The sequence below is a fragment of the Pseudomonas sp. MEJ086 genome (genome assembly GCF_030209025.1).
Lineage (GTDB): Bacteria > Pseudomonadota > Gammaproteobacteria > Pseudomonadales > Pseudomonadaceae > Aquipseudomonas > Aquipseudomonas fulva_A.
The window spans coordinates 36146-52002 of record NZ_JARVSV010000012.1 but is presented as its reverse complement, the minus strand read 5'-3'; the positions used below and the strand labels follow the sequence as shown (position 1 = coordinate 52002).

Here is a 15857-nt window from a genome sequence, read left to right as displayed (position 1 = left end):
CGCTGCCTGCGGTCTGGCACCGCAAAGGGAATTGCACATGAACAAGCATCTGCATCGAGTCATCTTCAACAAAGCACGCGGTCTGCTCATGGTGGTGGCGGAGAACGTCAGCGGCCAGGGCAAGGCCCCTGGCACGCGCGAAACGCGTAGCGCCGGCACGGGCTGCATCGCCACACTCGCGCCCCTGCGCTTTGCCATGATGGGTGCCCTGGGCCTGATCAGCCTCGCGGCCACGCCGACCTGGGCCAACGGTATCGTCGCCGACCCCAATGCCCCCGGCGGCCAGCGGCCTAACGTGATGGAGAGTGCCAACGGCACACCGCAGGTGAACATCGCCGCGCCTAGCGCCGCCGGTGTTTCACGCAACAATTACAGCCAGTTCGACGTGGATGGCCGCGGCGCGATTCTGAACAACTCGGCGACCAGCAGCCAGACCCAGCTAGGCGGCTGGATCGACGGTAACCCGAACCTCAGCGGCAGCGCCCGGGTGATTCTCAACGAGGTCAATGCCAGCAACCCAAGCCAACTGCGTGGCTACGTGGAGGTGGCCGGCGGCCGCGCCGAGGTGGTCATCGCCAACCCGGCCGGTATCACCTGCGATGGCTGCGGCTTCATCAACGCTCATCGCTCGACCCTGACCACCGGCCGCGTGCAGATGGAGGATGGCCGCATCACCGGTTTCAAGGTCGAGGGCGGTACCCTGAACATCACCGGCCGGGGGCTGGACAGCCGCGACAGCGACTACACCGACCTGATCGCGCGCAGCGTGGAGGTCAATGCCGGCATCTGGGCCAAGGACCTCAAGGTCACTGCCGGACGCAATGAGGTCAACGCCGACAATACCCAAGTCACCAAGCTCGCGGATGACGGCAGCGCCAAGCCCGAGGTGGCCATCGACGTCGCCCAGCTGGGCGGCATGTACGCCGGCAAGATCAAACTGGTGGGTACCGAGGCAGGAGTTGGCGTACGCAATGCCGGGCAGATCGGTGCCATGGCCGGCGACGTGGTGATCGGCGCAGATGGCAAGCTGCAGAACCTGGGCGCCATCAGCAGCAGCGGTGACACCCAGTTGGCCAGCACCCAAGCCATCGATAACGCTGGCAGCCTCTACGCCAAGGGCGATATGACCCTGACCAGCCAGGCCGACATCGACAATACAGGCGTGGTCGCTGCCCAGGGCGACACCCGCCTGCAGGCGGACCGTGTACGCAGCGGGCGCGACTCGCTGCTCGCCGCCGGTATCGATGCCCAAGGCAATTCCAGCGGCGCCGCCAAGCTGGAAATCGAGGCACGCCAGGTGGCGGCCAATGGTCAGAACCATGCCAGCGGCAAGCTCGTCGTCCAGGGTGACAACCTCGACCTCAGCCACAGCCGTACCCGCGCCGCCGACCTGAGCCTGAATGCCGGCAACGGCGACCTCGACCTGAGCAACAGCCAGGTCGACAGCACCGGCAGCCTGCAGGCGAGTGCCAGCGGAACCCTACGCAGCGATGCCGCCAAGGTCAGCGCCGAGCACCTGACGCTGGCCGCCAACCGACTCTCCAACGTCAGCGGCGAGCTGCTGCAGACCGGAACCACAGCCAGCACGCTGGAGGCCGTCGACAGCCTGGACAATAGCGCCGGACGCATCGCCAGCAACGCACAGACGCTCAATCTCAAGGCGCATACCCTCAACAACCACGGCGGCAAGGTCGAGCATGCTGGCGACGGCAGTCTGACGCTGAGCGCACAGCGTATCGACAGCACCGGTGGCAGCCTGCTGAGCAATGGCGAACTGCATCTGAGCGCGCAGCAGGTGGTAATCGCCGAAGGCCACAGCCAGGGGCGCCAGGTACTGATCGATAGCCGCGAACTGGACAACCGCAATGGCACCCTTCTCGCCGTCGAGGGCGGCACGCTGGAAGTACGCAATGCGCAACGCGTCGACAACAGCGGTGGCACCATCGCCACCAACGGCGAGGCCAGACTGACGGCACAGGAGCTGATCAACGACGGCGGCGAGCTGGTCGCCGGGCGCCTGCTCTCGCTCAATACTGCCTACCTGCGCGGCAACGGTCGCGCACTGAGCCTGGGTGATCTGCTCCTGCGCCAGCAAGGCGACGTGAGCCTCGCCGGCCGGTTGCAGGCCAACGGCAAGCTGGACATCGAAGCCGGCGGCACCCTGAACAACGCAGGCCAATTACAGGCTGGGCAATCCCTGCTGCTGCGCAGCGCCGCGCTGAACAATTCCAGCGGCGCTGAGTTGAGCGCCACTGAGGTGGATCTGCGTGTCGACGGCCAGTTGCTCAACCGCGGCCTGATCGATGGCCAACAGGTTCGTCTACAGGCCGATGAAGTGCACAACCTGGGCACCGGCCAGCTCTATGGAGATCGCCTGGCCATCTCCAGTCGCCTGCTGTCCAACCGTGACGAGGGTGATAGCGCCGCCACGCTGGCCGCTCGCGAACGGCTGGACATCGGCAGCCAGACACTGGAAAACCGCGAGCAGGCGCTGATCTTCAGCGCAGGAGACATGGCCATCGGCGGCGCGCTGGACGCTGACGATCGCGCCAGCGGACGTGCCGACCTGCTGAGCAACGCCAGTGCCACCATCGAGTCGCTCGGTAGCCTGGATCTGGCCGTGCGCGAATTGCGCAACACCAACGAACACTTCAGCACCACCCAGGTCGAGGTGAGCCGCGAGCAACTTCGCGACTATCAGATCAGCGGCTCGCCCAACCGCTACCGCCCCGACGAGATATCCCTGCACAACGATGAGGTCGACTACCTGACCACACCCGATGGCCAGCGCGACAACTTCAACCGCTACGACTACGAGCGCACCGTCACCGAAACCCGCGTACTCACCTCGGCACCCGGACAGATCCTCGCGGGCGGCAACCTGTCGTTCAGCGGTGACCAGCTGCTGAACGACAAGAGCCGCATTATCGCCGGCGGTCTGCTGCAGGTTGGCGCCACCCAGGTGACCAACATCGAGGCGGACGGCCAAAGGGTCACCAGCGACGCCGGCACCGCCACCAACTTCTACCGCATCCAGCGCAAGGGCCGGGATAGCCAGGGCACCAACGTCACCGCTTACACTCCGGCACCGTTGATCCAGGACATCGACATCAGCCCGACAGAGCTGCGTGGACAAACGGCGGTAGATGGCAGCAATACGCAAATCGCCATGCGCCAAGTCAGCCAGGTGGATCCGGGCGTCGAGGTACTGCTCAACAATGGCCAGGGTATCGCCGATCTGGTACGCAGCGGCGGCCTCAACCTGGCCCTGCCGAGCAACAACCTCTTCCAGACCAACCCGGAGGGTACCCGCGGCTACCTGATCGAAACCGATCCGCGCTTCGCCAGCTACCGCCAATGGTTGTCGTCGGACTACATGCTGCAACGCCTGAGCGTGGATCCGGCCCTGACCCAGCTGCGTCTGGGCGACGGCTTCTACGAGCAGAAGCTGATTCGCGAGCAGATCGCCCAGCTCACCGGGCGACGCTTCCTCGACGGTTATGCCAGCGACGAAGCGCAATACCGCGCCCTGATCGACAACGCCGTCACCCTGGCCAGCGAGTGGAACCTGATACCCGGCGTGGCCCTGACCGCCGAGCAGATGGCGCAACTGACCAGTGACGTGGTGTGGCTGGTGGAACGCTCCGTGACGCTGGCCGATGGCGAATCGCGCAAGGTACTGGTACCCCAGGTCTACGTGCGGGTGCGCGACGGCGACCTCAACGGCAACGGTGCGCTGATCGCCGGCCAGCAGCTCAAGCTCGACCTCTCTGGCGACCTGCTCAACAGCGGCAGCATCGGTGGGCGCAGCATCGTGGCGATCAATGCGCAGAACATCGACAACCTGGGTGGGCGAATTCAGGCAGACAAACTCGTGGTACAGGCTCGCGAGAACCTGAACAGCATCGGCGGTACGCTGGGTGCAGTGGATTTACTGTCGGTCAATGCCGGAAAAGACGTTCGAATCGCATCGACGACCCAGGACAGCGCCAATGCCCAGGGCAGCCGGACAGACCTGTCTCGTGTCGCGAGCCTGTTCGTCAGCGGTACCAACGGCACGCTGCAGGTAGATGCCGGCAATGACCTGAAGCTGGATGCCGCACAGATCGCCAATGCCGGCCAAGGCGCCACGCTTCTTTCGGCAGGTCGAGACATCAGCCTGGGCACGCTGTCGGAGGCGCACCAGCAATCCATTACCTGGAACAGCAACAACTGGCGTAACGAAGCCAGTCGTACCGAGGTAGGCTCCATCGTCCAGACCACCGGCGAGCTGCAGCTCAGCGCTGGCCGGGACATCAATGCCCGCGGCGCCAGCGTCAACAGTGAAAAAGGCCTGCTGCTGGCGAACGCCGGCCGCGACATCAATCTCACCGAAGCCGAGAACTACCAGTTCGCCGACGAGGCGCACAAGTTCAAGGGCAAGAGCGGGATGTTCTCCAGCACCACCACGACCATACGCGACACGGTCGACCAAACCCTGGCCGAGGGCTCGACCTTCAGCGCCGAGCAGGCCTATCTTCAGGCAGGGCGCGACATCACACTGCGCGGAAGTAACGTCGCGTCGACCGACCAAACCATTCTGCTGGCCGGTAACGACATCAATCTCGAGGCAGCGAGTGATCGCGTCACCGAGCGCCATGACAAGACACAGAAGAAAAGCGGCCTGTTCAGCGGTGGCGGTCTTTCCCTGACCATCGGCACGCAGAAACAGAGCGTGGAAGATGATTCCACACGCCGCACGGCTGTGGGCAGCATGGTCGGATCGACCGAAGGCGACGTGCTGATCCTGGCTGACGGCGATTACCGCCAAGTCGGCAGCCATGTGGTTGCACCAAAAGGGGATGTCGACATCAGCGCCGAGCGTATCGATATCCTCGAAGCACGTAACCTCAGTGAACGAGAGCGCGAAACCAAATTCAAGCAGTCCGGGCTCTCGGTCACCCTCACCAACCCGGTGATCAGCGCCATCCAGACCGCCGACCAGATGAAGCAGGCGTCGAGCAAAACCGATAACACTCGTATGCAGGCCCTGGCGCTGGCCACCACGGCGATGGCCGCCAACAATGCGGCCACGGCCGTTGCCCAGAACCCGGCCCAGGCGGGTGGCATCAACGTCAGTATTTCTCTGGGCACACAAAAAAGCGCCAACACCGTGGTGCAGCGCAGCGACACGTCCGCCGCGTCCACCGTTGCCACTGGCAACGATGTATCGCTGCAAGCCAGCGGCGCTGGAACCGACAGCCACATCACCGTTCGCGGTAGCCAGATCAAAGCGGGCAACAATGCAGCACTGGCCGCCGGGGGCGACATCAATCTGCTAGCCGCCACCGACAGCATCCAGCAGGAAAGCGATAGCCGTGGTAGCAGTGCGAGCGTCGGCATCGGCTTCTCGCTCGGCAGCCAGAACGGTTTCTCGTTCAACCTCGGGGTGGCGGGCAATCGCGGTGAAAGTGATGGCGAAGACATCACCCATGCCAACACGCGGGTGGATGCAGGCAATGCGCTCCTCCTGCAATCCGGTCGGGACACCAACATCAGGGGAGCCGTCGCCACCGGTAAACAGGTCACTGCTGACGTCGGCCGTAATCTCAACATCGAAAGCCTGCAGGACACCAGCACCTACAAGGTCGACGAGAAGAGCATGAGCGCCGGACTGAGCTTGTGCATCCCGCCCTTCTGCTTCGGCGCCAGCTCCATTTCCGGCAACTTCGGCAAGACCGATATCGACTCCGAATACGCCAGCGTTGTCGAACAATCCGGCATTCGCGCAGGCGATGGCGGCTTCCAGATCATGGTTGGCGGCAATACCGACCTGGCGGGCGCCGTGATTACCAGCACCGACACAGCCATCGCCAATGGCCGCAACACGCTGAGTACCGCGACACTTACCACCCGCGATATCAAGAACGAAGCCCAGTACGAGGGAAGCAGCATCAGCATTGGCGGCGGCTACGGTGCGAACATTGGCAAGGATCAACAAGGCAACGCCCAGGCAGGCAGCGCACAAACCCCAGGCAGTACGCTGCCCAATGAAGGCGGCTTCAGTTCGACGCTACCTGTGGCACTGGGCGCCAAGGACGACGCGAGCAGCGTAACCCGCAGCGGTATCAGCGCGGCCACCATCGAGATCCGCGACGATATCGGCCAGCAGGCGCTCACGGGCTCGACCGCCGAGCAGACCGTAGCTTCGCTCAATCGCGACGTATCGACTGATCGCGATACTTCGAATGCGCTCAAACCGATCTTCGATGAAGAGGAGATGCGGGCAGGCTTCGAGATCGCAGGCGCCTTTACTCGAGAGGTAGGGACGTTCCTCGACAACAAGGCCAAGGAGTCCACCGCAGCCCAGCAAGAGCTAGACCAAGAGCGCCAAAAGCCGGTTGATCAACAGAATCCTGCGCTTATTCAGCACCTCACGCAGACGCTGAAAGACAACCAGGCCTGGGAGTTTGGTGGCACAAATCGAGCCGTGTTGATGGCCTTGACCGCTGCAGCAGGCGGGAACATATCCGGTAGTGGTGTCGATATGCTCCAGGCAGCGACTGTCAATTACATGCAGGGATTGGCGACGCAAGAGGTCAAGATAATTGCTGACCGACTCGACTCTGAAGTCGCACGTACTGCGCTGCATGCTGTAGTGGCATGTGCTGGAGCCGCGGCACAGCGCGCCGATTGTGGAAGCGGCGCATTGGGCGCGGCCTCCAGCGTCGTCATCAACAACCTGGTGGAGCAGATAACCAATCAGGCTGGAGGGTCACTGACGCCAGCGGAAAAAGAAGCCCGCAAAAATATCGTCAGCTCTCTGATTACAGGCGTGACCGCCGCATCGGGTGGCGAAGCTGGCATCGCAAATACTGCGGCGCAAATTGAAGCAGAAAATAATGCGTTTTGGGTTCCCGTCATCATTGGTGCTGCCTGGCTGATCGATAAAGGCATGACCGCCTATGAAGCCTACCAGGATATCCAGGCACTTCGTTCTGGGGAGAAGACGCTGGAGGCGTTGATCGCCGAGAAATCAGAAGACTACGTGACACAAGTCCTCGTCGGCAATGCTGGTAAGTACGGTTTGAAGATCGTTCGCCATGGCGGCGATTGGGTCGTGAAGAAGCTCGGCGACAAGGTCGAAGCTCCCACAGCCATCGGTAGCAGCAATCCTTACAACTCCAGAGACATACGAGCCGAGCTGGAAAGCAAGCACGGCACCGACAACGTCGTGTCGACCACAGTGCCGCCGCTGGACAAGCCAAATGTCAAGTTGGCTGGGCAGCACAAGGTCGTAGAACTTCCTGATGGCTCGACAGTACGTGTGGTGTTTGACCAAAAGGGTTTTCCTATCTTCGACGATGTATCCAAGTTCGACACCCGCTTAGACATTGAGGCCTTCCGCGGTGCCAGCTATGAACGCCAGTTGCGGATGGCTACACGAGACCTGAGGACGCAGATCGATGCGGGTAACGTGAGCGCTGGCCAGTTCAGCAGCGAGCAAGCCAAGGCGATTCGTGGAGGTATGGGCAAGATTCCGGGTTATACGTGGCACCATCATCAGGATACAGGCAGGATGCAGCTGGTACCTGAAGCCATTCATGACGGCGCACGGCATGTCGGCTGGGAATCCATGAGCAAGGGGCAATGAAATGAGCACATCGGTCGAGTTCGACTCTTACTACGGTGACGGTAATTCCGCTGCTATCGCTGCAGTCGAACAGCAGTTGGGCAGACCTTTTCCTAACAGCTACAAGGACGTCGTCAAGCGTTTCAATGGTGCCTTTATCGTCGATAGACCCTATTTCAGGTACTTCAGTCGCCTGCACGGAGAAGAGGTGGAATCCGGAACGGGTATGTTCCTGGCTTTTGGCGATATCGAGGGCTGCACGGAGACGATGGAGATCAAGCTACGATTGCCACCCGAGGGGTTAGTGCCGGGCCTGGTGATTTTTTCGGCGCTGGGCAACGGTGATGCGCTGTGCTTTGACTATCGAGAGTGTCCACCCAGTGAAGAACCGCCGGTTGTGATTTGGCACCACGAGGGAGTGCCCGGTAGCGAGGAAGAGGTCTCACCTGTTGCCTCCACGTTCGCGGCACTGCTTGATCGGTTGTATGAAGACTGAGCAATACATACACGTCCTGCATACTGCATATTCAGGAAAAGGCCGATTAGGTTTTCTCGAATGGCCGCGGTCTTTCCCTGAGAAATCCCTTACCAGAGCGTTCCAATTCACCTGCTGCGTGTTCATTACAGGGATAGACTGTGTGGTACCCGGTCAAACGCATAGTGACATCCTTCACCCTCTGCCCGGCGCTGGTGGGCGTGTTCATATTTGGGTATTTCTGCACGCTTGAATTGATGGCCCGAACCACCAGCATGAGCGTCGTGGAAACCGTGGTGGGTACGTTCTGGTTCGGCATTCTTTCAGCCGTAACGAGCCTGTTTTTCTATGGAATCCCAGCGTTCGGCCTGGCAATGCTTTACGCATACTTCCAGCTTCACCGATGCGTTCTGCACATGCTGATCGTTTGCCTGGCTGGTGGTACGGGCGCACTCGTATGGGGTGAGGTGCTGCCGATGGAAACCCATCATGTCGGCAACTTCTGCCTGGGCGCAGTGACGTCGTTTCTGATGGCGCTCTATGCGCTGCCGAGACAGAAGCCAGGCACATGACCGCGCCCTAGCGAGCCGCTTCCTCATCCTGCTGGCGAACACCGGCTGAGCAGCAACTTCGGCCAAGCCCAGGCCAGAGGGAGCGCCCTCGAGCATGGCACTCAGAGCCGATCCACATCGACGGCAGGCTGATGCAACCTCAAGGCTGACGCGGCTTCAGCGCACCACAATCGGCCGACACCCAGCGGGCGTCAGACTCCATGCTGCCCTGCTGACGACCGGCACCGCTGTCGAACTCGCCGCTGACTTTGGAGCTGAAGGACTTGTCGTCGAGGAAATGCGCCTCGCCCTGCCCCTGGCCCTGCGGACAGGTGAAGTTGAACACCCAGCGATCGTTGTCGCGCGAGGTGATCTGCTGGCGGCAGTTGGGATCCTGCAGAGGGATGTTCTGGGCATCGATCTGCGCCTGGCTGATGCAGTACTGCACGCCCTTGTCGCCCAACTGGATACCCTGCTGGGCCATCGCCCGCTCCATCATCTCGCGCTGCGCCTGGGGCAGGTTCTTGAACTGCTGCAGCATCACGTCGCTGCTCGGCAGCGCTTTGCCACCCAGTTGCATGTTCTTCGAGGTGATTTCCCAGAGGCCGGGCTGAATCTGCTGCTGGGCTGTCGCCATGAGCGGCAGCGCCAGCAGGCAGAGTGGCAGGAACTTCAAACTAGGCATCGGCATGTAAGACTCCGTTCAGTGACCGCGACTTGGCTCGCTCCAACTAGGACAGCAGCCCCGGCGAGATGTCGCCGCTGATTGTCGCATCACGTCAGCGCTTCAGCGCCCTGCACGCAAGAAGTCGCTCCACCGCCGCACCAGATAGTTGTGCTCGTCCATGACCGCGTTCCATACGCCGATATGCCCCATGCGCTGAGCGTAGGTGCCGCCTTCCCGCACTTCGCCGGGCTCGATCAATGGCAGCCCGTCACTGCCCAGAAGCTGCTCTGCGGCAGGCTTGCCGTCGTACCAGTAGTCCCATTCGGCAGCGGACATATGGTCACGGGCGCGGGGCGGATTGGAGATGTAGAACCCCTGCCTGGCCATCAGCGCGCCAGGCCAGCCGGCCAGCCACCAGTTGAGGTAGGCGTAGGCAGCGTCCTTGACCTTGCCCTCGACGCAACGCGACAGCGAGAGGCCGCCGAACCAGGCGCGATAGCCCTCCTTGGGCGCAGCCAGACGGTACTGCACGCCGGCGCGATGCAATTGCATCAGGGTCGGCGACCACAGGCTCTGCACATGCACGTTGGGGCCGAGCATCAGTTCGCTGGCCTCACGATCATCCGACCAGAACGCCGCGAAGTGGCCGTGACGCTGCTTCTCGATCAGCCGCTCGGCGAGGCGGTCGATTTCGCCGAGGCGCAGGTTGCCGATATTGTCGAAGTGCGCCAGGCCTCCGGCCTGAAGCGCCAGTGCCGCATCGAGGGCACCGATGGCGGCATCGTTCTGCAGGGCGATATGCCCGCACCAGCCTTCGTCGACCAGCCAGGCCCAGCTCTCCTCGTTGCCAGCCAGGGCCTTGGGCAGGTGCGCGGGCAGATAGGCGAAACTGTCGGCGTTGTGGGTCAGCGGCAACATGCTGATGTGGTCGGTCGGCGCACTGCCCAGGTTGCCGTCGGGCTGCACGAACAGTCGGTCGCACGGCAGGCTGCCGCTGGCCAGCCGATCGTCCGGGTGCAGGCGACCTTTCTTCGCCAGGTCGTTGATCTCTTCCCAGAGCGCCACCCGCCGCGTGTCGATAGGCTGAATTGCCCGCGCAGGCCACACGAAGTCGACGTTGTGAAACCACTGGTCATAGAGGTCGTAGCTCTCCGGCTGCATCACCGCGATGCGTTGCACGGTCTGGGTGTCGTGCAACTGATATTCCAGGCGAATGCCAAGCTCCTGCTCGGCGCGCTGCCGGATCGGTTCGAGCAAGGTGACGGAGGTGCCGAGTACGCGCAGGGTGATCATGCGGCGCGCCCGAGCCGGGCGAGGAAGGCATTGAACGAACGGCGCAGCGTCAGGGTGTCCAGCTCGCGGACGATGAACACCAGGCGCGAGCGGCGCACACCACCCGGCCAGGCGTTGAGATGGACCGGCGCATGCAGACAATGCTGCACGCCATGGATGACGATGGGCTGCGGAGAATCGATCACGTCGAGGATGCCTTTGACTCGGAGTATGCGTTCGCCGTGGCATCTTAGCAGCATGGACAGCCAGACCCCGAAGGCGATCCAGTCCAGCGCGCCATCGAACTCCAGGCAGCACACCTCGGCGCTACCGTGGCGGCTGCTGCCGAGCGGTGCGAACAGTTGCCAGCGCGCCACCTCGGCATCCGGGTCGCGCCCCTTGAGCCCCTCGCCGAGCAGCAGTTCGTCACCACTGACGATGTCAGCGGTCAGGGCCAGGGATGCTGATGGATTGAGCGCCAGCAGTCTGCAGCGCAGCGGGTCGACGACCTCTGCTGCAACCAGATCGGTCTTGCTCAGCAGCAGGCGGTCGGCAGCGGTGACCTGACCAAGCCACTCGGGGTGCAGGCGCTCCTGCAGCTCGGCATGCTGCGCATCGACCACCGTTACCAGCAGACCGAGATGGAAGCGGCCACGCATTTGCGGATCACGTTGCAGGGTGGCCAGGATCGGCGCCGGGTCGGCCAGCCCGGTGGTTTCCAGCAGCACCCGGCGAAAGGCCGGAACCTCGCCACGACTGCGTTTGCCGTGCAGATCCAGTAGCGCCTGCTTGAGATCGCCACGTACCGAACAACAGACACAGCCGCTGGGTAGCAACACGGTTCCCGGGGCGACCTCCTCGACCAGCAGATTATCGATACCGACTTCGCCGAACTCGTTGATCAGCAGCGCAGTGTCACCGAGTTCCTCGTCGGCCAACAGGCGCTTGAGCAACGTGGTCTTGCCGCTGCCGAGAAAGCCGGTGACGACGTTGATTGGCAGGCTCATGGCTGTGCCTCCAGATGATCGAGCACCCGTGGGTCGAGCGGATCCAGTGGTCGGCCGAGGATCGCTTCGGCCTGCAGCCAGAGCTGGTCGAGGCCGCTGGCCAGTTCCTGGCGGCCGGTCGCCCCCTGCACCAGATAGGATGCACCCTGTACGTCGCTGACGGTGAGGCGGAATGGCGCCAGCACCTGATTGATCGCCGCGATCCGACGCAGCCGCTCGCGGCGCCGAGGCAGGGTATCGCCGAGCGGATCGCTCCAGTGCAGCTCTTCGCCGAGCAGGCCGCAGAGTCCGCACATGTCAGGGCATCACATCGCCGGAGTTCGGCCCGAGGGTCTGGCCGACGAACAGGTTGCCACCCGGCTCCGAAGCCAGCAGCACGGCGACAGGCGCAACCTCACTGGCCTTGCCGAAACGGCCAAGGGGCAATTCTCTGGCCTTGGCGGTCTTCCAGTCCTGACTGATGCCATCGACCAGTGGCGTCTCGATGGGGCCGGGAGCGATGGCATTGACCAGCACGTTGTCCTTGCTGACCTCGAGGGCCAGGGACTTGCTGAAGCCGATCACACCGGCCTTGGCTGCGGCGTAGTGGGTCAACTCGGCGCCGCCCTTGATGCCCAGTTGCGAGGCGACGTTGATGATCCGCCCCCACTGCTGGGCGAGCATGTGCGGCAAAGCGCGCTGGCTGGCAATGAACACGCTGGTGAGGTCGACGCGCAGCATGTCGTCCCACATTTCCTGGGTCAGCTCGACGCAGGGTGCCTGGGTCAGCATGCCGGCGTTGTTGACCAGAATATCGATACCGGCGAAGGCCTTCACGCAGGCATCGACACCGGCCTGGGCACCTTCGCGGCTGCCGACGTCGGCCACGCTTTGCACCACCTCGGCCCCGCGCTCGCGGCACTCACGGGCGGTGATCGCCAGGCGGGCGGCATCGCGGTCGCAGAGCACCAGGCGGGCGCCTGCATCGGCATAGGCATGGGCAATGGCCGCGCCGATGCCACTGGCGGCGCCGGTGATCACGGCGCGACGGTCTTGTAGCTGTTTCATGGTCTGTCCTTATCGGAGTTCGTTGCCGTCTCGGTGGAATGGGTTGGAGTAAGGCGCAAGCAGCCGTTCGTAGTCGGGGGCCAATTGGTGGGCTAAAGCCCACCCTACGGCTAGATGCGCGGCTGTAGGGTGGGCTTCAGCCCACCAAACCGAACGGCTGCTTTCGCCTTATAGCCGTCAATCCGGCCAACGCACCGTCAGGCCGCCGTCGACGATGATGCTCTGCCCGGTGATGTAGCTGGCCTGGGCACTGGTCAGGTAACGCACCAGATCGGCCACTTCACTGGCGCGCCCCACCCGACCCAGCGGGATGGCCTTGGCCGCCTGGGCCAGCCCCTCCGGGCCGAGGGAGTTTTTCGCGTCGAGCGATTGCGGCGTTTCGATCAGCCCGGGAATCACCGCGTTGCAGCGGATACCCTGCGGCGCCAGCTCCACTGCCAGCGAGCGGCACAGGCCGGGTACGCCGGCCTTGGCGGCGGCATAATGGGAGTGATCCTGCCAGCCGTAGACGCCGCCGGCGATGGAGGAAATCGCCACCAGCGCGCCCCCTTCACCGATGTAGCGTGCGGCGCTGCGGAAGGTACGCATGACCCCGGTCAGGTCGACGTCGAGCATCTCGTTCCAGCGCTCGTCGGTCATTTCCAGCAGCGGTGCGCGGCGCAGCAGGCCGGCATTGGCCACCGCATAGTCGAGACGGCCGAACCGCTCGACGGCGGCAGCGGCCAGCGCGTCCAGCGAGGCGCTGTCGGTAACGTCGGCAGCGAGCATGATGCACTCGCCACCTGCGCCCTCGACCAGCCGCAGGGTCTCGGCAGGGTCATGGGGATCGCCGGCGAAATAGCCACCGGCCACACGCACGCCGCTTCTGGCATACGCCACGGCCAGAGCCTGACCGATACCGCTGGCGGCACCGGTAATCATGGCAACGGGTAGAGTCATGGGAAGAGCCTCCTCGGTCATTTGACGCTGTTCGGTTCGACGTGACGCGCGGCCAGCATCACCACACCGGACAGGAAACACGGCAGGGCACCGAACCACAGAGCCGCGCTGTGCCATTCACCGCCGCTGGTAAGTACCCCGGTAATGCCGAGGCCGGCGAGGATCGCGCCAATCGGGCCCATGGCATGAACGATGGCGCCGCCGGTCGCGCGAATGCTGGTGGGGAAGCTCTCACCCATGAAGAACAGCATGGCCGAGTACGGACCGGTCAGGAAGAACAGGCCGAGGCTGTACAACGCGATGACGGTCGCCAGGTCGCTGGGCGCCTGAACCATGGCGAAGAAGGCGACACCACCGCACATCCAGCCCAGCGCCACGGTGTTGCGGCGACCGAAGCGATCACCCAGCCAGCCGTGAAACAGATAGCCGATGAAGCCGACCAGATTGGACAGCACCAGGATCACCAGCGAGTTCTCGAACGACAGTTTGTGCACGCTGACGATCACCGAGGTACCCAGCACGCTGAACACCTGAATCGCCGACCAGTTGAGCAGGATCGCCAGGCTCAGCACCAGGGTCGGGCGCAGCGCGGCACCGCGAAACGCAGCCGCCACGCCAGCCTTGGCATGCTCCTCGTAGTCCACGTCATATTCACGGGCCAGAGCACGGGCATCGGCATCCTGGCCAGCCTTGCGAAGCTGGGAAATACGCTGATGCACCTGAAACTGCGGGCTCTCCTTGAGCTTGTAAGCCAGCACGGCAATGACGAATGCCGGTATCGCGGCAAACACGAAACAACCCTGCCAGCCGATATGCGGCAGCAGCAGGGCGGTGAGTCCGGCAGCGATCAGCGCACCGACCGGCCAGCCGCTTTGCACCAGGCTGTAGATGAAACCACGGCGCTTGATCAGCTTCGGATCAGTGGACGCGGCATACACTTCGGTCAGGTAAGTGGCGTTGACGGCTTCCTCGGCATAACCCAGGCCCGCCACCGAGCGCACCAGAATCAACGGCACCTTGCCCATGCCGGCGCAGACGGCGGTCAGCGCCGAGCAAATCGCCGTTCCGCCAATCGTGACCATGATGCCGCCACGGCGACCGATGCGGTCGACCAGCGGGCCGATGCCGAAAGCGACGATGGCGCCGCCCAGAGCGACCCAGGTGGCTATCTTGGCCTGCTCGGCCTCGCTCCAGTTGAAGTGCCCGCCCATGACCGGCAACAACGTGCCGAACAGGATGAAGTCATAGACTGCGAAAACCCAGGCGAAGAAAGCGATCCAGGTCGAATAGGTGACATCTCTGGACGAGAGCTGCACCGGTTTCCAGGTGCCGGATTCTTTGACGTGGGTCGGTGTTGCGGCATGCGTTGTTGTCATGTCGGCATACTCATCAGGGGCTAGGCGTCAGCGCTTGTGCGGCTGGCGACGCAGGAAGTCATCGGCGATTTCGTCCATGGTCACGAAGTGCACACCTTCATGGCCTTTGATGTGCTCGATAAGGCGCTCGAGCATCAACAGCACCTGCGGACGACCGGACACGTCGGGGTGGATGGTGATCGGGAACACCGCGTAGTCGTGCTCGCGGTAGACCCAGTCGAACTGGTCGCGCCACATCTCCTCGAGATGACGCGGGTTGACGAAGCCATGGCTGTTCGGCGCCTTCTTGATGAACATCATTGGCGGCAGGTCATCGAGGTACCAGTTGGCCGGAATCTCCACCAGGCTGGTTTCCTCACCACGCACCAGCGGCTTCATCCAGGTATCCGGATGCTGGCTGTAGTCGATCTTGGTCCAGCGATCGCCAACCCTCACGTAGTAGGGATGGAAGTCGTTGTGCATCAGGCTATGGTCGTACTTGATGCCTTTCTTGAGCAGCAGCTCGTTGGTCACGTTGCTGAATTCCCACCAGGGCGCGACGTACCCGGTAGGACGCTTGCCGGCCAGTGCCGTGATCAGCTCGATGGACTTGTCGAGAACGATCTCCTCCTGCTCCGCCGTCATGGCGATCGGATTTTCGTGGCTGTAACCGTGGATGCCGATCTCGTGGCCTGCATCGGCCACCGCCTTCATCTGCTCGGGAAAGGTTTCGACCGAATGACCGGGGATGAACCAGGTGGTACGCAAACCGTACTTCTCGAACAGTTTGAGCAGGCGCGGCGCCCCCACTTCACCTGCGAACAAGCCACGGGAGATGTCGTCCGGGGAATCCTCACCGCCGTAGGAGCCGAGCCAGCCGGCGACCGCATCCACGTCAACGCCGATGGAGACGAATATTTCTTTTGCCATCG

General features: G+C 62.9%; 11 protein-coding genes. 3 read left to right on the top strand and 8 right to left on the bottom strand.

The window, feature by feature from the left end; translation table 11 throughout:
• The first annotated feature begins 37 nt into the window (after positions 1 to 37).
• From QRN22_RS09430 to QRN22_RS09420, 3 genes are all read left to right on the top strand, one after another.
• The gene (locus QRN22_RS09430; protein ID WP_052493779.1) at positions 38 to 7633 is read left to right on the top strand and encodes a two-partner secretion domain-containing protein; all 7596 of its coding nucleotides are present in this window, start codon (positions 38 to 40) and stop codon (positions 7631 to 7633) included.
• 1 nt (position 7634) lies between these two features.
• Positions 7635 to 8108: an SMI1/KNR4 family protein gene (locus tag QRN22_RS09425; protein WP_042553476.1), complete on the top strand. Its 474-nt coding sequence runs from the start codon at positions 7635 to 7637 to the stop codon at positions 8106 to 8108.
• Between the two features lie 140 nt (positions 8109 to 8248).
• Positions 8249 to 8659 carry a hypothetical protein gene (locus QRN22_RS09420; protein ID WP_042553477.1) on the top strand — a complete coding sequence of 137 codons (411 nt, stop codon included), beginning with the start codon at positions 8249 to 8251 and terminating at the stop codon, positions 8657 to 8659.
• 139 nt (positions 8660 to 8798) lie between these two features.
• Here QRN22_RS09420 and QRN22_RS09415 read toward each other — a convergent pair whose 3' ends face one another.
• From QRN22_RS09415 to QRN22_RS09380, 8 genes are all read right to left on the bottom strand, one after another.
• Positions 8799 to 9329, bottom strand: coding sequence for a DUF3617 domain-containing protein (locus tag QRN22_RS09415; protein ID WP_052493780.1), 531 nt, complete (start codon positions 9327 to 9329; stop codon positions 8799 to 8801).
• A 96-nt stretch (positions 9330 to 9425) separates the two neighbouring features.
• Positions 9426 to 10598, bottom strand: coding sequence for an ABC transporter substrate-binding protein (locus QRN22_RS09410; protein WP_042553478.1), 1173 nt, complete (start codon positions 10596 to 10598; stop codon positions 9426 to 9428).
• The gene (locus QRN22_RS09405; RefSeq protein ID WP_042553479.1) at positions 10595 to 11584 is read right to left on the bottom strand and encodes a CobW family GTP-binding protein; all 990 of its coding nucleotides are present in this window, start codon (positions 11582 to 11584) and stop codon (positions 10595 to 10597) included. Before QRN22_RS09405 ends, QRN22_RS09410 begins: the two co-directional genes overlap by 4 nt.
• The gene (locus QRN22_RS09400) at positions 11581 to 11880 is read right to left on the bottom strand and encodes a hypothetical protein (protein ID WP_042553480.1); all 300 of its coding nucleotides are present in this window, start codon (positions 11878 to 11880) and stop codon (positions 11581 to 11583) included. Before QRN22_RS09400 ends, QRN22_RS09405 begins: the two co-directional genes overlap by 4 nt.
• A gap of 1 nt (position 11881) precedes the next feature.
• On the bottom strand, positions 11882 to 12631 hold the full coding sequence (locus tag QRN22_RS09395) for an SDR family NAD(P)-dependent oxidoreductase (RefSeq protein ID WP_042553481.1): 750 nt from the start codon (positions 12629 to 12631) through the stop codon (positions 11882 to 11884).
• A 177-nt stretch (positions 12632 to 12808) separates the two neighbouring features.
• Positions 12809 to 13570: an SDR family NAD(P)-dependent oxidoreductase gene (locus QRN22_RS09390; protein ID WP_042553482.1), complete on the bottom strand. Its 762-nt coding sequence runs from the start codon at positions 13568 to 13570 to the stop codon at positions 12809 to 12811.
• A gap of 17 nt (positions 13571 to 13587) precedes the next feature.
• Entirely contained in the window at positions 13588 to 14946 is a 1359-nt protein-coding gene (locus QRN22_RS09385) for an MFS transporter (RefSeq protein WP_042553483.1), read from the bottom strand.
• A 27-nt stretch (positions 14947 to 14973) separates the two neighbouring features.
• On the bottom strand, positions 14974 to 15855 hold the full coding sequence (locus tag QRN22_RS09380; RefSeq protein ID WP_042553484.1) for a polysaccharide deacetylase family protein: 882 nt from the start codon (positions 15853 to 15855) through the stop codon (positions 14974 to 14976).
• Positions 15856 to 15857: the final 2 nt, after the last annotated feature.

What these genes read in the sequence shown, in the direction of transcription:
- QRN22_RS09400 (WP_042553480.1), bottom strand. Translation starts at nt 11,880, where the DNA reads ATGTGCGGACTCTGCGGCCTGCTCGGCGAAGAGCTGCACTGGAGCGAT.
- QRN22_RS09395 (WP_042553481.1), bottom strand. Translation starts at nt 12,631, where the DNA reads ATGAAACAGCTACAAGACCGTCGCGCCGTGATCACCGGCGCCGCCAGT.
- QRN22_RS09390 (WP_042553482.1), bottom strand. Translation starts at nt 13,570, where the DNA reads ATGACTCTACCCGTTGCCATGATTACCGGTGCCGCCAGCGGTATCGGT.
- QRN22_RS09385 (WP_042553483.1), bottom strand. Translation starts at nt 14,946, where the DNA reads ATGACAACAACGCATGCCGCAACACCGACCCACGTCAAAGAATCCGGC.
- QRN22_RS09430 (WP_052493779.1), top strand. Translation starts at nt 38, where the DNA reads ATGAACAAGCATCTGCATCGAGTCATCTTCAACAAAGCACGCGGTCTG.
- QRN22_RS09415 (WP_052493780.1), bottom strand. Translation starts at nt 9,329, where the DNA reads ATGCCGATGCCTAGTTTGAAGTTCCTGCCACTCTGCCTGCTGGCGCTG.
- QRN22_RS09410 (WP_042553478.1), bottom strand. Translation starts at nt 10,598, where the DNA reads ATGATCACCCTGCGCGTACTCGGCACCTCCGTCACCTTGCTCGAACCG.
- QRN22_RS09380 (WP_042553484.1), bottom strand. Translation starts at nt 15,855, where the DNA reads ATGGCAAAAGAAATATTCGTCTCCATCGGCGTTGACGTGGATGCGGTC.
- QRN22_RS09425 (WP_042553476.1), top strand. Translation starts at nt 7,635, where the DNA reads ATGAGCACATCGGTCGAGTTCGACTCTTACTACGGTGACGGTAATTCC.
- QRN22_RS09405 (WP_042553479.1), bottom strand. Translation starts at nt 11,584, where the DNA reads ATGAGCCTGCCAATCAACGTCGTCACCGGCTTTCTCGGCAGCGGCAAG.